20 protein-coding genes and 1 pseudogene are annotated in these 20,092 nt (G+C 54.8%); 14 read left to right on the plus strand and 7 right to left on the minus strand.

The window, feature by feature from the left end; genetic code table 11:
• Nucleotides 1-27 precede the first annotated feature (27 nt).
• Nucleotides 28-915, minus strand: a complete 888-nt coding sequence (locus K0P33_RS15970) for a LysR family transcriptional regulator (RefSeq protein ID WP_242149431.1) — start codon at nt 913-915, stop codon at nt 28-30.
• Between the two features lie 49 nt (nt 916-964).
• On the opposite strand from K0P33_RS15970, the gene K0P33_RS15975 reads away from it, so the two are divergent.
• The 3 genes and pseudogenes from K0P33_RS15975 to K0P33_RS15985 all read left to right on the plus strand — a co-directional run.
• Nucleotides 965-2,374, plus strand: a complete 1,410-nt coding sequence (locus tag K0P33_RS15975) for an MFS transporter (RefSeq protein ID WP_347341780.1) — start codon at nt 965-967, stop codon at nt 2,372-2,374.
• A gap of 26 nt (nt 2,375-2,400) precedes the next feature.
• Entirely contained in the window at nt 2,401-3,906 is a 1,506-nt protein-coding gene (locus tag K0P33_RS15980; RefSeq protein WP_242149433.1) for a M81 family metallopeptidase, read from the plus strand.
• Nucleotides 3,907-3,990: 84 nt separating this feature from the next.
• Nucleotides 3,991-4,513, plus strand: a pseudogene (locus tag K0P33_RS15985) (OprD family outer membrane porin); the annotation flags it as partial.
• 89 nt (nt 4,514-4,602) lie between these two features.
• Here K0P33_RS15985 and K0P33_RS15990 read toward each other — a convergent pair.
• The 3 genes from K0P33_RS15990 to K0P33_RS16000 form a co-directional block, all read right to left on the minus strand.
• Nucleotides 4,603-4,884, minus strand: a complete 282-nt coding sequence (locus K0P33_RS15990; RefSeq protein ID WP_242149434.1) for a pentapeptide MXKDX repeat protein — start codon at nt 4,882-4,884, stop codon at nt 4,603-4,605.
• A 70-nt stretch (nt 4,885-4,954) separates the two neighbouring features.
• On the minus strand, nt 4,955-5,740 hold the full coding sequence (locus K0P33_RS15995) for a molybdopterin-dependent oxidoreductase (RefSeq protein ID WP_242149436.1): 786 nt from the start codon (nt 5,738-5,740) through the stop codon (nt 4,955-4,957).
• Nucleotides 5,737-6,375: a cytochrome b/b6 domain-containing protein gene (locus tag K0P33_RS16000; RefSeq protein WP_242149437.1), complete on the minus strand. Its 639-nt coding sequence runs from the start codon at nt 6,373-6,375 to the stop codon at nt 5,737-5,739. The genes K0P33_RS15995 and K0P33_RS16000 overlap by 4 nt, the downstream gene beginning before the upstream one ends.
• Before the next feature lie 322 nt (nt 6,376-6,697).
• On the opposite strand from K0P33_RS16000, the gene K0P33_RS16005 reads away from it, so the two are divergent.
• The 3 genes from K0P33_RS16005 to K0P33_RS16015 all read left to right on the plus strand — a co-directional run bounded on the left by K0P33_RS16005 (nt 6,698) and on the right by K0P33_RS16015 (nt 9,057).
• A complete protein-coding gene (locus K0P33_RS16005; RefSeq protein WP_242149439.1) occupies nt 6,698-7,570 on the plus strand; it encodes a patatin-like phospholipase family protein in 873 nt (290 codons plus the stop codon).
• A gap of 177 nt (nt 7,571-7,747) precedes the next feature.
• Entirely contained in the window at nt 7,748-8,383 is a 636-nt protein-coding gene (locus tag K0P33_RS16010) for a TetR/AcrR family transcriptional regulator (protein WP_242149441.1), read from the plus strand.
• Entirely contained in the window at nt 8,380-9,057 is a 678-nt protein-coding gene (locus K0P33_RS16015; RefSeq protein ID WP_242149442.1) for a glutathione S-transferase N-terminal domain-containing protein, read from the plus strand. Before K0P33_RS16010 ends, K0P33_RS16015 begins: the two co-directional genes overlap by 4 nt.
• A 144-nt stretch (nt 9,058-9,201) precedes the next feature.
• On the opposite strand, the gene K0P33_RS16020 is transcribed toward K0P33_RS16015, so the two are convergent.
• On the minus strand, nt 9,202-10,263 hold the full coding sequence (locus tag K0P33_RS16020) for an SDR family oxidoreductase (RefSeq protein WP_242149445.1): 1,062 nt from the start codon (nt 10,261-10,263) through the stop codon (nt 9,202-9,204).
• A 300-nt stretch (nt 10,264-10,563) separates the two neighbouring features.
• Here K0P33_RS16020 and K0P33_RS16025 point away from each other — a divergent pair, with 300 nt between their 5' ends.
• The gene (locus K0P33_RS16025; RefSeq protein ID WP_242149446.1) at nt 10,564-10,926 is read left to right on the plus strand and encodes a hypothetical protein; all 363 of its coding nucleotides are present in this window, start codon (nt 10,564-10,566) and stop codon (nt 10,924-10,926) included.
• Here K0P33_RS16025 and K0P33_RS16030 read toward each other — a convergent pair.
• Entirely contained in the window at nt 10,908-11,843 is a 936-nt protein-coding gene (locus K0P33_RS16030) for a LysR family transcriptional regulator (protein ID WP_242149448.1), read from the minus strand. The genes K0P33_RS16025 and K0P33_RS16030 overlap by 19 nt on opposite strands.
• Before the next feature lie 197 nt (nt 11,844-12,040).
• On the opposite strand from K0P33_RS16030, the gene K0P33_RS16035 reads away from it, so the two are divergent.
• Together K0P33_RS16035 and K0P33_RS16040 are read left to right on the plus strand one after the other, a co-directional pair.
• Nucleotides 12,041-12,790: a 3-oxoacyl-ACP reductase family protein gene (locus K0P33_RS16035; RefSeq protein ID WP_242156056.1), complete on the plus strand. Its 750-nt coding sequence runs from the start codon at nt 12,041-12,043 to the stop codon at nt 12,788-12,790.
• Nucleotides 12,791-12,816: 26 nt separating this feature from the next.
• Nucleotides 12,817-13,773: an alpha/beta hydrolase gene (locus K0P33_RS16040; RefSeq protein ID WP_242149451.1), complete on the plus strand. Its 957-nt coding sequence runs from the start codon at nt 12,817-12,819 to the stop codon at nt 13,771-13,773.
• A gap of 876 nt (nt 13,774-14,649) precedes the next feature.
• On the opposite strand, the gene K0P33_RS16045 is transcribed toward K0P33_RS16040, so the two are convergent.
• Entirely contained in the window at nt 14,650-15,567 is a 918-nt protein-coding gene (locus K0P33_RS16045) for a LysR family transcriptional regulator (protein ID WP_242149454.1), read from the minus strand.
• Nucleotides 15,568-15,709: 142 nt separating this feature from the next.
• Here K0P33_RS16045 and K0P33_RS16050 point away from each other — a divergent pair, with 142 nt between their 5' ends.
• From K0P33_RS16050 to K0P33_RS16070, 5 genes are all read left to right on the plus strand, one after another.
• On the plus strand, nt 15,710-16,468 hold the full coding sequence (locus K0P33_RS16050; RefSeq protein WP_242149458.1) for a 5-oxoprolinase subunit PxpA: 759 nt from the start codon (nt 15,710-15,712) through the stop codon (nt 16,466-16,468).
• Between the two features lie 94 nt (nt 16,469-16,562).
• On the plus strand, nt 16,563-16,808 hold the full coding sequence (locus K0P33_RS16055; RefSeq protein WP_095191478.1) for an acetyl-CoA carboxylase: 246 nt from the start codon (nt 16,563-16,565) through the stop codon (nt 16,806-16,808).
• A 10-nt stretch (nt 16,809-16,818) separates the two neighbouring features.
• A complete protein-coding gene (locus tag K0P33_RS16060; RefSeq protein ID WP_242149460.1) occupies nt 16,819-18,192 on the plus strand; it encodes an acetyl-CoA carboxylase biotin carboxylase subunit in 1,374 nt (457 codons plus the stop codon).
• Nucleotides 18,189-19,061, plus strand: a complete 873-nt coding sequence (locus K0P33_RS16065) for an allophanate hydrolase subunit 1 (RefSeq protein ID WP_242149462.1) — start codon at nt 18,189-18,191, stop codon at nt 19,059-19,061. Before K0P33_RS16060 ends, K0P33_RS16065 begins: the two co-directional genes overlap by 4 nt.
• Nucleotides 19,058-20,032: a biotin-dependent carboxyltransferase family protein gene (locus tag K0P33_RS16070; RefSeq protein WP_242149465.1), complete on the plus strand. Its 975-nt coding sequence runs from the start codon at nt 19,058-19,060 to the stop codon at nt 20,030-20,032. The genes K0P33_RS16065 and K0P33_RS16070 overlap by 4 nt, the downstream gene beginning before the upstream one ends.
• Nucleotides 20,033-20,092: the final 60 nt, after the last annotated feature.

The raw sequence follows: 20,092 nt of genomic DNA on the forward strand, positions 1-20,092 counted from the left end.
GATATTTTATAAATTTATCGTTGGCTTTTATTGCTTAAATATAAATATCCGTTCTTTAATCCATTTTATAAGTTCTTCTGCGCCCACGGATTGGGGTTTTCTTAGTTTGACTAGAAGGCGAGCATGTATATTTTGGAACAGTGGATGATCGATTGAACGAGTGACCAAATCTCCGCTGATCGTATCGTTAAAGGCAGAGAATTCGCTCATCATCGTTACGGCATCTCCACTCATCACGTAGCGTCGTAGGGCTGTGAGGGAGTTCGTCACCATGGCCGGCTGGATGGATAGGTTTTCTGTATGTGATACGAGCTGAATAATTTGCCCTAACCCGTATTCAAGAGGCATCACTGCTAATGGGTAACGCATTATCTCTTCGAATTTCAGAGGTTCACTGAGGCGCGTAAGCGGATGGTTTGATCGCATGAGCAATCGAACAGGTTGCTGTGATGATGCGCGGTAGGTGACCTCAGGATGCGCAGGTGGATTGTACGCGAGGCCAATATGTGCTGCGCTCTGAACTACCTCCTCCAGAACGCTCTTGACGGGAAGCACATCCAGGCTGATACGAATACCAGGATAGGTGGCAGTGAAATCCCTCAGTACATTGTCGATCAGCAAGTCGATGAACCCCTCGCTGGTAACGATGCGGATTTCACCCTCCCTTAACCCCTTCAAGCCTCGCAAGCGGTCTTCAAAATGCTCCTGTTGTGCCTGGCAGCCGCGCCAGAACTCCAAGAGAAGGTGGGCTGCTTCAGTGGGAACCACGCCACGTGCTTGCCTTTCAAACAATACCGTTTCCACTTCCTCTTCCAGAAGTTGAATTTGCCGGGTGATAACGGAAGGTGCCGTGTTCAGGTTTTCGGCTGCCCCTCGAATGGAGCCGCTGGACAGAACTTCATAGAAATACCGCATTCGGCGTTGATTTAGATCTCTCACAAAAAATCCTGCCTTTGCATGACTGTTGCCCTCAGAGCAACGATACCATCAAAAAGTTGCTGTTGCTTGCCTTGCCATTCCGCCTGAATATCAATCGCACAATAAAAACGCCTACAGCGGAGGCAGTATGCAAAGGTGCATCAATCTATCGAGCGAGCTATCGACCATATATCGGAAAATAGACTGGCGGTTATTACCTTTTTTGCTTCTATGTTACGTGGTGGCGTATCTGGATCGGGTAAATGTGGGCTTTGCCAAGCTTCAGATGCAAAGCGATCTAAGTTTATCTGACGCTGCTTATGGACTTGGTGCCGGGATTTTCTTCATAGGCTACGCCCTGTTCGAAACCCCTAGCAATTTGCTATTGCCCAAGATCGGAGCGCGCAGGACGCTCAGCCGGGTAATGATTTTGTGGGGCATTACATCTGCATGCATGGTGTTCGTCGAAAGCGAGAGATCATTTTACGTGCTGCGTTTTTTCCTCGGAGTCTTTGAGGCGGGTTTTGCTCCCGGAATGATTTTTTACCTTACCTATTGGTATGGCCGTGAACGGTTAGGCAGAGTGATGGCAATCGTTATGCTCGCGGGGCCACTGGGCGGCATATTTGGGGCGCCTTTGTCCGCGTGGATCATGACCACATTCGCAGGTTTCCACGGCTTAGCCGGATGGCAGTGGATGTTTTTTCTGGAGGCATTACCGGCTGTAGTGTTAGGTCTCATAGCTCTGAAAGTTCTTAGCGATAAACCCTCGGTCGCGCCTTGGTTGAGTGCGCGTGAAAAAGAAGTGCTGAATGCGCATATCGGTGAAGGGCAGGGAGCCCACCATTCTTTTGTACAAGTGTTAAAAGACCCACGTGTGTATCTAATGGCGGCTGGTTATTTCTGCTTGATTTGCGGAATTTATACCATGAGCTTTTGGCTGCCATCCATTCTGAAGGATGCAGGCGTTCAAGGTGTCATGCAGATCGGCCTGTACTCAGCGATTCCATATGTGGGTGCGATGGCAGGGATGTTGGTCTTTGGTCGTACATCAGATTACTTTTTTGAGCGGCGTTGGCATACCGCTGTACCGGCGTTAGTTGCAGCCATTTGTTTAATGGGGTCTGTGATTTACAAGAATGAGTTTGTTTTTGCACTCACTTTCTTGACGCTGGCTACGACCATGATGTGGGTTGCTTATACAGTGTTCTGGGCAATTCCTTCGCAATACTTCAAAGGTGACACTGCTGCGGGTGGTATCGCAGTTATTAACACCATTGGGTTAACGGGCGGGTTTCTCAGTCCCACGGTGATCGGTTATGCCAAGTCCATCACTGGCAACTCTGATTCAGGTCTTCTGGTCATGGCTGCAATTCTAATAGTGGGTTCGTTGATACTTGCCGCCAACAAGCCGCAACGTGTTCAGCAAAAAGTTTGCATTACACAGCCGGCCTAAAAATTTCAACGAGGCGTTTAATAGCCATGACATATCGAATTCTGATCGCTGGTTTTCAACATGAAACAAATACGTTCGCGCCCTCTAAAGCTGAATATGAGAATTTTGTCAGGGGTGAAGGTTTTCCTCAGATGGTAAGAGGCGTTGAGATGTTGGAGCTTCGGAATGTTAATATTCCGGCAGGCGGGTTTCTGATTGAAGCAGAGCGCTTGGGCTATGAAGTAGTCCCGGTGATCTGGGCTGGAGCCAGTCCATCCGCGCATGTTACACAAGAGACCTACGACCGCATTACCGATGAAATCATAAAGGCCGCTGCAAACGAAGCAATCGACGGTATATATCTAGACTTACATGGGGCTATGGTTGCCGAACATACGGACGACGGAGAAGGAACACTCCTGGCTCGGCTACGAGATGTCGTCGGCCAGGATATTCCGATAGTCGTATCTTTGGATTTACACGCTAATGTTACTGAGTTGATGCTCAATCACGCAGATGCAATGGTTGCATTTCGTACCTATCCCCATGTGGATATGGCTGATACTGGCGCACGAGCTGCCAAATTACTTGATTTGCGGCTCCGGTCGGGAAAACTGCATTGCGAAAGCCTGCGACTCCCTTTTTTGATCCCGATAAACGGGATGTGCACGCTCATGGATCCAGCACGAAGCCTTTACGATCAGTTAGAACTCCTTGAGTCCGAAGGCCTTTCACTGTCATTTACTCCAGGCTTTCCGGCCGCTGATTTCGAGGAGTGTGGGCCGGTTATCTGGGGTTATGGAACGGACAGGCAAGAGATCAAGGCTGCTGTCGCTGTCCTTTATAAAAAGGTAGTAGGGGAGGAGGATCAGTGGGAAGTACCTTTCCTGCTCCCGGATGAAGCCGTGCTCCGAGCGATGGCATTAGCAGAAACCGCCCAGCGTCCAATCGTCATTGCCGATACTCAAGATAACCCGGGAGCTGGCGGGGATTCGAATACGACGGGAATGCTTAAAGCACTCATAAAACACGGTGCTACTAACGCCGCCGTTGGGTTGCTTTATGACCCGGCAGCAGTTCAGTCCGCCATTGCCGCCGGGGTAGGTGGTTTCATTGAAATAGCGCTGGGGGGACAGTCGGGTGTACCCGGTGATAGCCCCCTGCAGGGGCGCTTTGAAGTAATGCATCTATCCGATGGCCGCTGTCGTTTTGCAGGCCCCATGATGAATGGTATGGAGGTTGATGTTGGGCCTGTTGCATGCTTGAAAATCGAGGGAGTGAGGGTTGCTGTCAGCTCTGGTAAATGTCAGATGCTGGACAGGAACTTGTATCGGATCGCAGGTATTGAACCCGAGCAAATGAGTGTACTGATCAACAAAAGCTCTGTTCATTTTCGGGCAGATTTCGCGCCGATTGCCGACCACGTACTCGTTGCCAAAGCGCCTGGGCCCATGACAGCTGATCCTGCGGACATTCCATGGAAAAGACTTCGTGAGGGAATCCGGTTAAAACCAAATGGGCCTTCATTCCACAGCCCTGCATACCGCGACTAATGACCGTAATCTAACGTTAGGTATTGAACGGCATTAACGTAAACGGCGTAAGGGGACGTTCGCCGGGATAAAAAATACTCCCCTTTGGTGTTTGGCAGCATTGCCCTGAGTAGCCAGGCGTTTGCTGACTTCCTAAGTGATAGCGGCGCAGCCTTGGGAGTGAGGAACTTCTACTTCAATAACGACAACCGTGATGGCACCGCAGCCCCTTCGAAAACCGAAGAGTGGACTCAGGGTTTAATATTTGAGTTCATGTCGGGATATACCGATGGTTTTGGTGTTGATACCCTGGGGTTGCTGGGTCTTACCCTGGCCCCTGGCAAGGGACGCCACGTCGGCAGCTCTATGATTCCTTCGGACAGTGACAACCACGCCGTCGACGAGTGGGGCCGGCTGGTACTGACCGGTAAAGTCAAAAATCTCGAAAACTTCCGATTTTGGTCGCCAACGATGGCGGCTGCTTCCACAAACCTTCGAGGGTGGCCAAATCACCTCGAGCGAGTTCAAGGATCTGACCCTGACGGGTGGGCGAACTGAACACGCAACGGATCGCGGTTCAACGGATCAGACGGGGCTCGCCGCTATGGGCGGTACGCTTGAAAGCAACCCCCTGAAATTGCACCTTTAAGCGCCATCGAGAAAACCCGCCGAGGCGGGTTTTCCAGACGCAGTATAATTTTCCTGCGATGCCCCGCGTTACTGAGACATGTCATTCTTTTTCATGTCGTCTTTTTTCATGCCGTCATTGGACATGGAATCTTTCTTCATGGTGTCTTTGCCCATGGTGTTTTTTTTCATCGTGTCCTTACCCATGGAGTCTTTGTGCATTTCATCCTTTTTCATCGTGTCCTTTTTCATCGTATCTTGGGACATCGCGTCCTTCTTCATCGTGTCTTTGCTCATCGTATCTTCGGCGTGTACAACCGCGACGCCCGCTGCCAGGCAAATACCTAGGATTGCAGTAGTTAACCTTTTCATAGTGAAGCTCCTTGAGACTCAGGTTGCGAATAAGCGCAGCCGGGGCTGCGCAATGGGGTTGCCATAGGCGTCAGCTACCACCGAACCAGTTGTAGCCCTGGTCTTCCCAGTAACCACCCGGATAGGTATTAGTGACGAAAATCGCTTGAATGTGTTTTGGGTTCTTGTAGCCAAGCTTGGTAGGCATGCGCAGCTTCATTGGGAAGCCATATTCACGCGGCAGTACGGCACCGTCGTAGGTCAGCGTCAGCAGCGTTTGCGCATGCAGCGCCGTGGCCATGTCGATACTGGTGTAGTAATCGTCAGCACATTTGAAGCCGACGTACTTTGCGTCGGTGTCGGCGCCAATGCGCTTGAGGAAATCACTGAAGCGCACGCCTCCCCATCGGCCAATGGCGCTCCAGCCCTCGACACAGATGTGCCGGGTGATCTGATCGGTTTGGGCCATGGCACGCAGTTCTTCAAGCCTCCAACTGTGCTTGTCGGCGACCATGCCGGTTACTTCCAATCGGTAGGTGTCTTCATCGACGGCAGGCGCTTCGTCGACGCCGTAGAAGGCATTGAAGGGAAATGGCCGCGTAATCATCGACTCTGAGTAGGTGGGGGCCATGGCGTTCGGGTTGAACAGCCAGCCCTGCACCCTGTCATTGAAGCGCGACATGGAGGACAGCGCCGTTTCAACGTGATCGTTATCGGTGATATTGCAGCCGGACAGCATGGCGACACCGCCCAAGGTCAAGCTACGCAGCAGGAAGGAGCGCCGTGAGCGATCTTCGACCTGGAGCGAAATAATTTTCCGTGCATCCTTCAAAATGGACGACTCATCCAGCCCTGGGCGTTGCTCACGCTTGCTCATACGCGCTCCTTGCGGCCGGCAATCATGGCCAATAACGTCTTTGGAACCAGCGCGACCATCACCAAATGCACTGCGATGAATGCCACCAACAGAGACATCGCAATGAAGTGCACATGCCGAGCGCTGTCGTAGCCGCCCAGCAGTTCACGTAGTAGCGGAAACTGAACCGACTTCCACAGAACCAACCCGGAAACCACCAGAACTGTAATGTCGAGCATCACAAACAGATACGCCACACGCTGCACGTGGTTGTAATGGCCAATATCGTCATGCCCCAATCGCCCATGAAGTGCAGACCACAGGTCATGAAAAAAGCCTTTAGGTGATACAGGAAAAAAACGTCGCGACAGGCGGCCGCTAAAAAGATTGAAAAGTAAGTAGAAAAGGCTGACGACGACCAACATCCACATTGCTGCGAAATGCCATTGCAACGCGCCCCCCAGCCAACCACCCAAGGTAATCGACTTGGGGAAATTAAAGTCATAAAGGGGAGAGGCGTTATAGATACGCCATCCGCTGGTGACCATTACCAACACCGCCAAAGCGTTTAGCCAATGGGCCAATCTCAACCAGGCTGGATGGCTGCTTTGTGGGGCCACAGGAGCAGCACGGGTTGTGTCAGGTGCGGCTTGCATTGGAGGAGACTCCAAATAGGAATAACGTCATAACCATTTGATCGAGTGTAGACGCTCATTCAAAACACGACGCTCCTTCGAGGTGGGCGAAGCGTTCCGTACGTCCAATATGCCTCTCAGGCAGGTAGCATCCATCCGAAAAGCTTGAATTGACCCCGACAAATTGACGCCTTAATAAAAAAGCTGAACACGTCGAAGAGTGGACTCAAAGCTCGAAGCAGCATTGATGGGCTTACGTAGAGTCAAAATCATTCTCGTAGCCAATGTCGCCAGCCAGCTAGGCTTGTAACGTCAGAGGGGCGTTATCGATGAGGGTACGTTTATGCCAACTGAAAAGACTGCTCTTGTACTTGCTGGTGGTGGGAGCCTTGGCGCGGTTCAAGTCGGCATGTTACAGGCGCTCGTTGAGGCTAAGGTTTCATTCGACCTGGTGGTTGGAGCTTCGGTCGGCGCCATCAACGGTGCCTACTTCGCAGCCAGACCGAATGCCAAAGGCGTGAGCGAACTCGCGGACTTCTGGCGCAGTCTGCGTAAGTCAGATGTGTTTCCGTTCTCGGCGTTCGATACCCTCAAGGGTATTGTTAATCGACGTGGGCACTTGCTGAGCGCATCCGCATTGCATCGTTTAGTGAGCAGATCACTGCCGGTCAAATTGATCGAAGACACCGAGTTACCGCTTTATGTCGTCACCACCAATTTGCTCAGCGGTGCCGAAGAGCTTCTGTCCAGTGGCAGTGCTGAACAGGCTTTGCTCGCTAGCGCTGCGATTCCGCTTGTGTTTCCCAGCGTGCGAGTCGGAGAAAAGTTCCTGGTCGACGGCGGAGTCAGCAGCAATACGCCGATTGCCAGTGCGGTGGCATTGGGGGCAACACGGGTTCTGGTTCTTCCTACCGGATTCGGTTGTGCCTGCCCATGTCCGCCCAGTGGACTCGTTGCGCTGGCCTTGCACACGCTCAATTTGATGAGCATGCGTCAACTGGTGCGTGACATCGAGTTGTACCGCGCACGCGCAGCCATCCATGTCGTCCCGCCGTTGTGCCCACTGGACGCTTCAGTGTTCGACTTCAACCAGACAGACCAATTGCTGCAGCGTGCTTATCAGTCAACCCAAGCCTGGATAGAAGAGGGCGTATTGATTCGCGACGGGATACCCGATTCGTTACTCGCCCATACTCATCATTTTGGTAAAGAGTGATCTTCGCCTCTCAAAAGGCAGGTCTACCGAAATTGACCAGTTCGTGTTCTTCCATTCGAACACTCTTCCGTGCGCATCTCTGGTCAATGAAGCTCGGCGGTGTGGGATTTATTTTGTAGTGACCGATACAAAACCTGTGCTATGGTCAACGACAGTTCTCAAACGCGTGCGAAAACCATGGCCCGTCCCCGTACATTCGATGAGTCGACTGTTTTAACAGCAGTCGTTGAAGCGTTCTGGACGCAAGGCTACGAGGGCACCTCGACCCGAGACCTCGTCAATCGCACAGGGCTCAATCAGCCAAGCCTTTACAACGCGTTTGGCGACAAACGTAGTCTTTATCGTCGCGCCCTCGTGCACTATCTAGAGTGCAGTGTGCGTGATCGAATTCGGCGTCTTGAAGCTCTGCCAAACGCTGGAATGGCCATAACTGGGTTCTTTGCAGAGGTGTTGAGTCGCACACTGAACGATCCTTTTCAGCGTGGGTGTCTGCTGGTGAATTCTGCCCTCGAAGCAAATGCAGAAGACACGGATTTGCGACAGGCCGTCGCAGAAGAGTTCGAGTCCATTCGCAGTTTTTTTGAAGGCCGCCTGCAAACCTTCCTCATGCAATCTGTCGATTCTGTCGAGATTGATGCGAAGCAGGGCGCGCATCATTTGCTCAGTGTGTTACTGGGCATTCGAGTTTTGGCTCGGATTAATCCCGATCCTGCGTGTGTAACAGACGCCATTAGTATTGCAATCAAAAGCCTTGGTCTTCCTCCCTTGGCTTTAGCGATGTTCACTGAAAACCACTGCACGGAGTCACTATGATCAAGCTCTACTATCACCCGTCTCCTAACCCCGCCAAGGTTGCGCTTTTCTTGGAGGAGTCAGGCCTTGAGTACGAACTCATCCCTGTTGATACGCGCAAGGGTGAACAGCACGATCCGGCGTTTCTTAAGATCAATCCGAATGCCAAGACACCGGCTCTGGTTGATGGTGACAACGTGGTATTCGACAGCAACGCCATACTGCTCTATCTAGCCGAAAAGACCGGGATGTTCCTGCCTGCTGACAATCTCAAGGCGCGAGGTGAGATGTATTCCTGGCTCATGTTCGTCGCGACCGGCATCGGCCCTTACTCTGGACAGGCTGTCCACTTTAAGCACTTCGCACCCGAGCCAAAAGACTACGCCGTTACCCGCTACACCTTCGAAGCCTGGCGTCACTGGACGATTATCAACGAGCACCTGGCCAAACAGCCTTACATGCTCGGAAGTGAGTACACGCTGGTGGACATGGCCGTATGGGGGTGGGCGCGCGCGGTACCCTTCATCCTAGGTAATGACGCTTGGGTAAAACTTCCAAACGTAAAACGGCTCCTTGATGGCATCAATGCTCGACCGGCAGCACAACGAACCGAAGAACTGAAGACCCAGCACAGTTACAAGACCGAGATGGATGCTGACGCGCGTAAGGCAATGTTCCCTCAGATTACTCAGTAGACGCACCGCTTGCGCACGGCATTGCTCCAGTGCGCATTGGTAAAAGTTGAGCAATGTGCGCGGTTCAAGACTGCGGGCCTCTAAAAGGGGCCCGCACCTTGCGGTCTTTACCTATTCTCAGTGCTTTGTCCGTTGCGGCACGACCTAGGGTATCAAGCGCATCTCGCGTAGTGTGTCGAACACATCGAAAAATGCTTGATCGCTCGCCTGGTAGGCGGTGAAGCCCATTCCACGGCTTTTCGACATATCAGTGACGACTTCGATGGGGCGACCAAGGTCTGCATCGGTATGCCATGGGGATATCAGGCGACCAATATCGGCTTCTTTCAAACCGTGCTCCGCGGCTATCTGCGTCCACACGGCTTGGTCGTCAGCCATTTGCTTCCCAAGAGGTGAGAGTGAGGCGGGATAATCGGCAGCAGGCACGTCGAAGTATTCGGCAATTCGGCTCCACATCCATTTCCAGCGAAACACATCGCCATTAGTGACATTGAATGCCTGGTTGGCCGAAGCCGGCGTGGTGGCCGCCCACAATTGTTGTTTCGCCAACTGTCGTGCATCCGTCATATCGGTGAGGCTGTCCCACTGCACGCGTGATCCTGGAAATACAAAAGGGCGATGGGTTTGTTTGCAAATCGAGGCGTAGACGGCGAGGGTGGTTGCCATATTCATCGCGTTGCCTACGGCAACCCCGGTGACGGTATGCGGGCGATGAACGCTCCAGGTGAAGCCGTCCTTTTCAGCAGCGGCGAAAAGTTCGTCCTCTTGGGCGTAATAGAAATTCTCGACATTCAGACGACCCTGCTCTTCGCGGAACGGTGTTTGCGGAAGGCTGGCCTTACCATAGGCTTCGAAAGGGCCGAGGTAGTGTTTCAGGCCAGTAACCAGTGCTACGTGCTCAACACTCTTGGCTGGTCGAATGGCGGCAAGCACGTTGCGTACCATGGCGGCATTAACGCGAATGTTCTCGGCCTCCGTGGCTTGCCGTGACCATGTGGTGATGAACACATGAGTAGGTTTCAGATCCGCGAGCGCCTGTTCCAGCGAAGCTGGATCTTGAAGGTCTGCCGCGACGGGGATCACGCCTTGCACTTGCGACGGGTGCCTCGAGAGCGCGGCGACCTGCCACGTGTTGTCGATGAGTAACTGAGTGATGGCGCTGCCGACGATGCCGCTGGCGCCCACAACCAAAGCTGTCTGGGTCATACGTTTCTCCTGGATTTAGATTTGGGAGTCCACCTAAGCAACAGAGGTTCAACCTAAACCGGATCCGTATGGGCGTCCGTCGTAAGCGGATGTCGAACACACCTACATCGCCAGGTTTTTCATGCGCCAACGGAGCTCTGATCTTAAATCGTTCAAAGCTCAGGTCGTCCAGGAGTGCCTGCAGCCCGGCGCGACAATTTCCAGCGCTGCAGTCATGTAGCCCACCTCGCCATCAATAGCTCGCCCAAGCGGGACTTTTGGGCCTACAGTCTTGAGTGTCGCTCACTGCAAGGAATACAAATGAACGCGTTGCCTTCAACCTCTCTGCCAAAGCACGTCAGCCTGCTGGGTTATGGCGGCCTGTTGCCGTTTATTTTTCTGGCGCTGCTGATCCCATTCTCTCTCGACTATCAGACGTCGATAGGAACGGCGCTGCGCTGTGGGCTGATTTCTTTCGACTCGACCATGCACAGTAATCTGTCGGTGGGCATGCCACTGGATTTGTTGGTGTACAGGAAAGACAGCTTTAGTGATGCGAAGAGCTATCGCATTACTCACGACGACCCTTACTTTGTGCGCCTGCGCACACAGTGGGCTGCGAGGCAGTACGACATGCTGACCGACCTTCCGGAGGCACCGGGAGCTTATATGATGCCGGGCTGATTCACTTGAAATCTACTGCCTGGCACCTGAGCCAACTGGAGTAACTCTTCAATAACCACCCGCATCTTGGGTTGGATGTAGGGTGTCTTGATCCAAATGGCGTGAACAGGCATAGCGTCTGCGGCTTGATCGTCGAGCACGGACACGAGCGAGCCTGAGCGCAGGTGATCCTCTACCAGCCATGTGGGGACTTGGGCCAAGCCGCATCCCGCCACCGTAGCAGCCAGGATGGCTTCGCAATCGCCTATTTCATGGCGTACCGGGATTTCATACGCTTCAGTCTCACCTTCGGAATTTTTGAGTAACCAACTGGGGCGTTGGCCCAAAGGCCACCCTACGACGCAGTCGTGTTGCCTCAGGTCCTCGGCAACCTGGGGCACACCGCGCCGTTCGAGATAGGAGGGCGCGCCACAGATTACACGGCGATGCTCGCCCAATCGACGAGCGACAAGATCCAGATTATTACCCAGCGGTCCCACGCGCACTGCAAGGTCTATCCCGTCGTCCATCAAATCTGTGGTTCGGTCGCTGAAGGTTATCGACAGCTCCAACTGTTCGTAACGTGTCGACAGGTCTATCAGCGAAGGCAAGATGTACCTGCGCCCAAAGGCCGTAGGCAAATCAATGCGTACGCGACCGGCAGGTAACTGCTGCGCGCTGCCCAATCGGTTTTCGGCTTCATCCAGGATCGCCATGGCGTTTCGGCAGTCGCTGAGATAAGCGTCTCCGTCATTGGTCAGCGTCACTCTGCGGGTGGTTCTGTGAAACAGCTTGGTTCCCAGGCGAGTCTCCAACCTCAGGATGCTTTTGCTAAGGGCTGACCCCGTCATCCCTAACGCCTGGGCGGCAGAGGTGAAGCTGCCTGCTTGAGCGACGGCGACGAAATTTTGAATCTCAAAAAATTGGTTCTTTAGCATACTGATTGATTCCGCTGGGGACCGAGACTCATGAATTTTGGAGACTTAATCATCTTCCGCGAACAGCATAGACTAATTCAACTGTACGGAAACAGTATTTAAACAGCCCTCAAGTTTGCCAAAGGAGTTACTTGATTAACGATTACAAAACATACGATGTGAACCTGTCGTGCCCCCCCTTATTAAGAGCTGGCAACATGAATATTATGAAAGACTTTCACGGAAAAGTTGCATTCATTCAAGGCGGATCCCGCGGTATAGGGGCGGCCATTGTTAAACGTCTGGCCCAAGAGGGCGCAGCTGTTGCATTCACTTATCGATCCTCCCGAAATGAAGCACAACAGCTGGTAGATGAGTTGAACATTACAGGATGCAATGTTATCGCCATTCATGCAGACAGTGCTGACCCGCAAGCGCTACAGCAGGCAGTGCGCCATGCCGCAAAGCACTTTGGCGGGCTGGACATACTTGTAAACAACGCCGGTATCCTTCCGTGGGGAGCACTGGAAGAAATGACCTTGGCGGAAATTGATCTTGCACTGGCGGTGAACGTGAGAGCCGTGATTATTGCCAGCCAGGAAGCGATTCTCCACATGGGGGTTGGGGGGCGGATTATTAATATTGGCAGCGTAAATGCCGACCGAATTCCGATTGCTGGTGGTGCCGTCTATGCGATGACCAAAGCATCGCTCGTGGGCTTCACAAAAGGCCTGGCGCGAGACCTTGGGCCCAGCAAGATCACGGTCAACACCGTTCAGCCAGGCCCCATTGATACGGACATGAACCCAGCCGATGGTGAGGTCGCCAGCCAACTTAAACAACTCATGGCACTCCGCCGATATGGAAAAAGTGAAGAGGTTGCCAGCTTTGTTGCCTATCTTGCCGGCCCTGAAGCCGGATTTATCACAGGTGCCAGTCTGAACATTGACGGTGGCTTTGCTGCTTGATCCTTAAAAACGACAAAGTGAAAACTATGAATAACGTTCTCAAAGGTTTGGTTATTGCAGCCTGCAGCTTGATGTTTTCCTTCGCCGTGCAAGCGACTGAGGAGTTTCCGGTCCCAGCGGGATTTGAGCGAGGATTTGAAGACGTTAACGGTCTGAAACTGCACTATGTTGCAGGGGGAAGGGGGCCTTTAATGTTGATGGTCCATGGCTTCGGCCAGTCGTGGTACGAGTGGCACCAGCTCATGCCAGAGCTGGCGAAAAAGTATAGGGTTATCGCCGTCGACTTGCCTGGCCTAGGGCTGTCTGAGCCGCTCAAGACATCCTACAGCGGGCAGGAAGTCTCACCCTATCTCTACGCGTTTGCCAAACGCTTCAGCCCCGACACACCGTTCAATTTGATGGCGCATGACATCGGTATTTGGGCAACGTACCCAATGTTGGCGCAACATCCAAAAGATATTGCCAAGGTTGCTTATCTTGAGTCAGTCATCCCGGATGAACTGATGTATAACTTTCCGGCATTTACCCCGCAAGGTGAGTCGACCGCTTGGCACTTCAGTTTCTTTTCAGCGGACGACAAGCTGGCGGAAACATTAATCGCCGGCAAAGAAAAGCTGTTTCTCTCTCACTTCATCAAAAAACATGCAGAAAAGCAGTCAGTGTTTACCGATGAGCTGCTGGGACTTTACGCAAAGTCGTATGCAAAGCCGCAAACCTTGCACGCTGCATTCGAGTATTACCGCGCACTGCCACAATCGGTACAGCAGAACAAAGAGCTGTTGGCTCAAGGAAAACTGAGCATGCCGCTACTGGCAGTGGCGGGAGACGGGCGCGGCAGCCTTGGCCAGACTCAAATCGATCAGATGAATAAGTACGCTGCGAATGTACAAGGCCATGTGCTGCGGGGCTGTGGGCATTGGTTGATGGAAGAGTGTCCTTCGCTGGTCGAACCGCTCGTGGTAGGTTTTTTTGACGGGAAATGATTTAAAGGTGATCAACGATACTCCACTCAGCGTGGAAGCTATTTCCGGCTGGACTCCTGCAATTGTATTGGGACCGCTTAGGCTCTGGTGGATACCGAGCTGTTGGCTTGAGTTTGTCGAGGTCCCTCACAAACAAGCTGTCGAATCGACGGGTGGGGGGCGGTTTGAAGGTTCCCATCTGCGCGAGGAAATAGCTAGTAGGTTAATAGAGTCCATAAAAAGGCCGCTGCAAACACAGCGGCCAGAAGCCGTCTCCCGTTTTACGGTGGGAGGCAGTTACAACAGATAAGACTCAAACTTTCGCTGGGTTCTGTTTCTCCGGGTTATCAGATAGAGAGGACTCCGCAGTTTTATCCGAATCTTGACTGGTCCTTCCCTGCCCAGTTTTGTGTAGGAAGTCATGTCTTGTAAGGAAAAGTCCGTCAGGTATTCGCCCCACTGCATGTGCGCATAATACTTAGTCATCGCTTCGAAATGACTTTCAGTCTCGACCTCCCAAACTAACTTCGCATTCCAAATGCATAAGCGCACGCGCACCATCACCTTGAGCACCGGCTAGACAAAAGGTCTGACAGCCATTAGGTTCCTGCCAAAGTTCATGATTCATGATTCATGATTCATGATTCATGATTCATAATTCGAGGTTCTGTTTTTTAAGGTCGTTATGATGCCCGAAACTATAATGGAACGGCCGTTATGGATCGGCTCTGTAGAAGAGACTGAATCCGCACGCCGACTTTTCAACAGAATCGACCGATAGCGGTCGTTCGTGAATGACAGCACACGGCCGAAATCTTTGCGTCAAAACAGTACGGAAATGGCTCATAACGCTCATCGTCAAAAACAACAAAAAGAGGGCAGGGCTTATGGCTTTTTTCAGCGTCGTGCAGACAGCTGTTGCGGCGCCAAAAATGCATCGTGGAAATAATTGCGAAATGCGTGCATCGCCGGGCTGAACTCCCGTTCACGGTGCCACGCCAGGCCGACGCTCATTGGAGTGACCTTGTCGGTGATTGTCAGGGTTTCGATGCGTTTGCCTTCGAGCGACCAGGGACGGTGTACCAGGTCCGAAAGGATTGCCACGCCGCTGCCATTGGCGACCATGCTGCGCACGGCTTCGACAGAGCTGGTGCGAACACGCACGTTCGGCTGCTGGCGAGCGTTTTCCCAGTAGCGCATGGCGCTTTGTTCGGCCTCGTCGACGGTCAGCAGAATGAAGGGTTCTTTTGCCACATCGGCAAGGCTGACCGCCGAACGCTCACACAATGGATGGTGACTGGGCAGCCATAACCGGCGTTCGGAGTTGAAGAGTGTCTCCGAGACAATATCCGGGTGGGTGAGGTTGGCGGTGAGCACGACGGCCATGTCGAACCGGCCTTCGAGCAGCCCTTGTTCGATGGCTTGTCGCTCCTGTTCGTGAACCTCGATAGTCACGTCGGGATGCCAGTGTTCCAGGCGCTGCAAATGGTGCGGCAGGAAGTAGCCGAACACCGTGTAGCTCGCCGCCAGGCGCAACACCCCGCTGGCGCGGATGTCCGGCAACGGGCTGTTCAACGCGTCATCGACACTGCGCAAAATCACATAGGCCCGGTTCAGAAAGTGCCGCCCGGCATCGGTCAGGCTCATGCCCTGTGCCGAGCGCTGGAACAGCAGCGTGCCGAGTATGCCTTCCAGTTCCTTGATCGCCGTGGTCACCGACGACTGGGAAATATTCAAGTGAATCGCGGCCTGGGAGATCTGCCCGATCTCGGCCGTGGCAACGAAATAGCGCACCTGGCGCAAGGTCAGTGACATGAACACTCCGGTCGATGAAGACGCTGTTTTCTGAGGCTATCTGTTTTTCAGAAGATGGCCTATCTGTTAATAGATCTTCCCAAGGGGCTGGTGGAAATTTAACTTGGCCTGCATGAAGTCACAAGCGTCAGGAGCAAGCGTCATGCAAGCAGTAGATTTCAACTCGGACATGGGTGAAGGCTTCGGCCCATGGACCATTGGCGATGGCGTCGACAACGAACTGATGGACTTCATCAGTTCAGCCAACATTGCCACCGGTTTTCATGCCGGCGACCCCGGCACCATGCGCCGCACCGTCGAACAGGCCAAGCGTCTGGGCGTGGCGGTCGGCGCGCATCCGGGGTTTCGTGATCTGGTCGGTTTCGGCCGTCGGCACATCAACGCGCCGGCCCAAGAACTGGTCGACGACATGCTCTACCAGTTGGGCGCGCTGCGTGAACTGGCTCGGGTTCAGGGTGTGGCACTGCAACACATCAAACCCCACGGTGCGCTCTATATGCACTTGGCCCGTGACGAGGAGGCCGCCCGTTTGCTGGTGGAAAACCTGCAACGCCTGGAGCCTGAGTTGTTGCTGTATTGCATGCCCGATTCGGTGATCTGGCGAGTCGCTACAGAACTCGGGCAACCGGTGATCCGCGAGTTCTACGCCGACCGCGAATACGACCTCAGCGGCTCCATCGTCTTCACCCGCAACGTGCGCGCCTACGACCCGGAGCAGGTCGCTGCGCGGGTATTGCGCGCCTGTCAGCAAGGCGTGGTGCGCACGGTCGAGGGTGAAGACCTGGCGATCGAGTTCGATTCGATCTGTTTGCACAGCGACACCCCGGGTGCACTGGCGCTGGTCGAGGCCACACGCAAAGCACTCGATAACGCCGGGATCAAGGTGCGCGCACCACGCTGAATTCTTGCGAAAACACCTGGTACACAGACGCCAGGGTTTGCCCAACGCTGCATTTTTTGCCTGCCTTTCTACAACTATTCCAAAAGGAACAGACATGGCCGAACACACTGTTATCACCCCGTTGCCAGGGACCTTCTATCGCAAAGCCACTCCGGACTCGGCGAACTACGTCGAGGTGGGCGCGCAGGTCAGCGCCGACACGGTGATCGGCCTGATCGAGGTGATGAAGCAGTTTTCCGAACTGACCGCCGGGACGGCCGGTCGCCTCAGCGCATTCCTGGTAGAAGACGGTGATCCGGTGGAGCCGGGTCAAGTCATCGCAACACTCGACGACGAGTGAGGCCGCGATCATGACCCAAGGTATTCATAAATTACTGATCGCCAACCGTGGCGAGATCGCGGTGCGGATTATTCGCGCCGCCAGAGAGCTGGGGATTCCCACTGTTGCCGCGTGCAGCGAGGCGGACGTCGATTCCCAGGCAGCGCGCATGGCCGATGAGATGCATGTTCTCGGCCCGGCCCGCGCCGATAAAAGTTACCTGAATGTCGAAGCGTTGCTTGGCGCCCTGAAGGCCACGGGTGCCAATGCGGTTCACCCCGGTTATGGCTTTCTCTCGGAGAACGCTGACTTTGCCGAAGCAGTGGTGGCGGCCGGGGCGATTTTTGTCGGGCCGAGCGCAGAGACGATTCGCCGTATGGGCGATAAAGCCGAAGCCCGACGTACCGCTCAAGCGGCAGGGGTGCCGGTGGTGCCGGGTTCGCCGGGTGAACTGTTCGACGTCGAATCGGCACTCAAGGCTTCCGAAACCGTTGGTTTCCCGCTGTTGATCAAGGCCTCGGCCGGTGGCGGCGGGCGTGGTATTCGTCTGGCGGAAAACGTCGAGCAACTGCGCGAAGAGTTTCCCCGTTCCCAGCGCGAAGCCCAGGCCGCGTTCGGCAATGGTGCGGTGTATCTGGAACGGTTTATCGGCAAAGCGCGGCACATTGAAGTGCAGGTGCTGGGCGACGGTCAGCACGCTGTGCATCTGTTTGAACGCGAGTGCTCACTGCAGCGTCGCCGGCAGAAAATCTTCGAAGAAGCGCCGTCGCCGGTTCTCAGTCAGCAGCAACGCGAAACTCTTTGTGCCAGCGCCGTGCGCCTGACCGAAGCCCTAGGCTACAAAGGCGCCGGCACCCTTGAGTATCTGTATGACGACGCCACCGGCGAGTTCTTCTTTATCGAGATGAATACGCGGATCCAGGTGGAGCATCCGGTCAGCGAACTGGTCACTGGCATCGATCTGGTTCAAGCCATGTTGCGCATTGCCGGCGGCGAGCCGCTGGGCTTTAAGCAGAGTGACATTCAACTCAACGGTGCCGCGCTGCAGATGCGCCTGAACGCCGAAGACCCGGAGCGGGATTTCTTCCCCAGTCCCGGGCTGGTTGAAGAACTGATCTGGCCGCAGGGCGAAGGCATTCGCGTCGACACTCATCTGTATCAAGGCTACCGCGTGCCGCCTTACTATGACTCGCTGCTGGCCAAGCTGATCGTGCACGGTGCTGATCGCGCCGAAGCCTTACGCCGGGCGATGGCGGCGGTAGAGCAAACCACATTGACCGGCATGGCCAGTACCTTGGCGCTGCACGGCGAATTGCTGGAACAACCGTGGCTGCATAGCGCTGACTTCCACACCGGCACCCTGGAAACCTGGCTGGCCGAGCGCCGCAGTGGAGGTGAAGCATGAGCACACCGATCCGTTACAGCTTCGGCGCCGACGAGCATCTGTTTGCCGAAGTCAGCGACAGCATGTCCCTCGATGCGTTCTTCACGGGCCTGGCCGTCACCCGAGCGGTGGAACGGCTGGCGCTGGATGGCGTGCTGGATGTGTGTCTGGCCAATGCTTCGTTTCAGATCCGTTTTGATCCGGATCGTCTTGCCCCGCACACTTTGCTCGAAGCGGTGAAGGGCGCCGAAGCCGCGGCGGTTGCCGAACGCACGCTGCAGACGCGGATCATCGAGATTCCGGTGCTGTACAACGACCCGTGGACCCACGAAACCCTGATGCGTTTTCGCGACCGCCATCAGGACCCCAGCGCCACAGACCTGGAATACGCCGCGCGCATTAACGGTCTGGCGGACGTCGATGCGTTCATCGCCGCTCACAGTGGGGCACCGTGGTTTGTCTCGATGGTCGGTTTCGTCGCGGGGCTGCCATTCATGTTTCAAATGGTTGAACGTGAGCGCCAGTTGCAGGTGCCAAAGTACCTGCGGCCACGCACTGATACGCCGAAATTGACCCTTGGTCATGGCGGCTGCTTCGGCTGCATTTATTCGGTGCGCGGTGCCGGCGGCTATCAGATGTTTGGCGTCACGCCGGCACCGATCTACGACCCGCAACAGAACCTCGCCTACCTCAAGGAACACATGGTGTTTTTCCGTCCGGGCGACATCGTGCAGTTCAAGCCGATCGATCGTGAGGCCTACGACCATGCTGTGACCGAAGTGGACGCCGGACGCTTTGATCTGCGAATTCGCCCGGTGGAGTTTTCGCTGGATGCGTTTGTCGCCGATCCGATCGGTTATCCCAAGTCGCTGCAGGATGTGCTGGCATGATCAAGGTACTCAAACCCGGTCTGGCGACCTCGGTACAGGATCTGGGCCGCGAAGGGTATTACCACTTGGGTATTCCGCCTTCAGGTGCGCTCGATCAATACGCCCTGAGTGCGGCCAATCAACTGGTCGGCAACCCGGCGGGTTCCGCCGCGCTGGAATGCACATTGCTGGGCCCGGAGCTTGAATTTCAGCAGGACGCCTTGGTGGCGGTCTGCGGTGCGCACATGACACCGCGGGTCGAGGGTGTGGAAATGCACCACGACACCGCCTTTGAGGTGAAGGCCGGCCAGGTGCTACGTTTCGATTTTCCCAAGGCCGGCGCTCGGACTTATCTGGCGGTGGCGGGGGGCATTGATGTGCCGGTGGTGCTCGGCAGTCGCTCGACATACGCGCTCGGTGCGCTCGGCGGTTTTCAGGGGCGCCGACTGGTCGCAGGCGACGAATTGCCGGTAGGCGCCGCCAGCGGTAAGGGCCGCGCCGGTGCCAGTCTGCCCATGGCGTTGCGCCAATCGCTGGGCGGCGAAATCACCCTGCGGGTAGTGCCGGGCCTTTACTACGAGCGCTTGAGCGAGTCTGCGGCACAGAGCTTTTTCGCCGAGCCATGGACGGTCGGCTCGGAAGCAGACCGTATCGGCTATCGCTTCAAGGGCGGCAGTGCGCTGAGCTTTCAGCCACGCGAGCAGCCGTTCGGTGCCGGGTCCGATCCGTCGAACATCGTCGACAGTTGCTACCCGATCGGTTCGATCCAGGTGCCGGCGGGGCTTGAGCCGATTGTTCTGCACCGCGACGCGGTGTCCGGTGGCGGCTACGCGATGATCGGCACGGTGATCAGCGCCGACCTCGACCTGATCGGCCAGATGCAACCCAACCAGAAGGCCCGCTTTGTCGCGGTGACCCTCGAAGAGGCGTTGCAAGCGCGACGTTCCTATAAGAAAAAACTCAGCTGCCTGAGCAAGCTGTTCCCTTCCTGATTCTGCCCGCCGCATCGCGCGGGCCATGCCAAACGGTAAGCCAACGCCGCACTTCGGTGC

It is taken from the genome of Pseudomonas sp. ArH3a (assembly GCF_022648765.1).
Classification (GTDB): domain Bacteria; phylum Pseudomonadota; class Gammaproteobacteria; order Pseudomonadales; family Pseudomonadaceae; genus Aquipseudomonas.

Excerpts from the sequence above, each read along its gene's own strand:
- K0P33_RS16040 (WP_242149451.1), top strand. The coding sequence starts at position 12,817 with ATGAATAACGTTCTCAAAGGTTTGGTTATTGCAGCCTGCAGCTTGATG.
- K0P33_RS16065 (WP_242149462.1), top strand. The coding sequence starts at position 18,189 with ATGAGCACACCGATCCGTTACAGCTTCGGCGCCGACGAGCATCTGTTT.
- K0P33_RS15970 (WP_242149431.1), bottom strand. The coding sequence starts at position 915 with ATGCGGTATTTCTATGAAGTTCTGTCCAGCGGCTCCATTCGAGGGGCA.
- K0P33_RS16045 (WP_242149454.1), bottom strand. The coding sequence starts at position 15,567 with ATGTCACTGACCTTGCGCCAGGTGCGCTATTTCGTTGCCACGGCCGAG.
- K0P33_RS16025 (WP_242149446.1), top strand. The coding sequence starts at position 10,564 with ATGAACGCGTTGCCTTCAACCTCTCTGCCAAAGCACGTCAGCCTGCTG.
- K0P33_RS16005 (WP_242149439.1), top strand. The coding sequence starts at position 6,698 with ATGCCAACTGAAAAGACTGCTCTTGTACTTGCTGGTGGTGGGAGCCTT.
- K0P33_RS15995 (WP_242149436.1), bottom strand. The coding sequence starts at position 5,740 with ATGAGCAAGCGTGAGCAACGCCCAGGGCTGGATGAGTCGTCCATTTTG.
- K0P33_RS16015 (WP_242149442.1), top strand. The coding sequence starts at position 8,380 with ATGATCAAGCTCTACTATCACCCGTCTCCTAACCCCGCCAAGGTTGCG.
- K0P33_RS16035 (WP_242156056.1), top strand. The coding sequence starts at position 12,041 with ATGAATATTATGAAAGACTTTCACGGAAAAGTTGCATTCATTCAAGGC.
- K0P33_RS16030 (WP_242149448.1), bottom strand. The coding sequence starts at position 11,843 with ATGCTAAAGAACCAATTTTTTGAGATTCAAAATTTCGTCGCCGTCGCT.
- K0P33_RS16000 (WP_242149437.1), bottom strand. The coding sequence starts at position 6,375 with ATGCAAGCCGCACCTGACACAACCCGTGCTGCTCCTGTGGCCCCACAA.
- K0P33_RS16020 (WP_242149445.1), bottom strand. The coding sequence starts at position 10,263 with ATGACCCAGACAGCTTTGGTTGTGGGCGCCAGCGGCATCGTCGGCAGC.
- K0P33_RS16060 (WP_242149460.1), top strand. The coding sequence starts at position 16,819 with ATGACCCAAGGTATTCATAAATTACTGATCGCCAACCGTGGCGAGATC.
- K0P33_RS15990 (WP_242149434.1), bottom strand. The coding sequence starts at position 4,884 with ATGAAAAGGTTAACTACTGCAATCCTAGGTATTTGCCTGGCAGCGGGC.
- K0P33_RS16050 (WP_242149458.1), top strand. The coding sequence starts at position 15,710 with ATGCAAGCAGTAGATTTCAACTCGGACATGGGTGAAGGCTTCGGCCCA.
- K0P33_RS16055 (WP_095191478.1), top strand. The coding sequence starts at position 16,563 with ATGGCCGAACACACTGTTATCACCCCGTTGCCAGGGACCTTCTATCGC.
- K0P33_RS15980 (WP_242149433.1), top strand. The coding sequence starts at position 2,401 with ATGACATATCGAATTCTGATCGCTGGTTTTCAACATGAAACAAATACG.
- K0P33_RS16010 (WP_242149441.1), top strand. The coding sequence starts at position 7,748 with ATGGCCCGTCCCCGTACATTCGATGAGTCGACTGTTTTAACAGCAGTC.
- K0P33_RS16070 (WP_242149465.1), top strand. The coding sequence starts at position 19,058 with ATGATCAAGGTACTCAAACCCGGTCTGGCGACCTCGGTACAGGATCTG.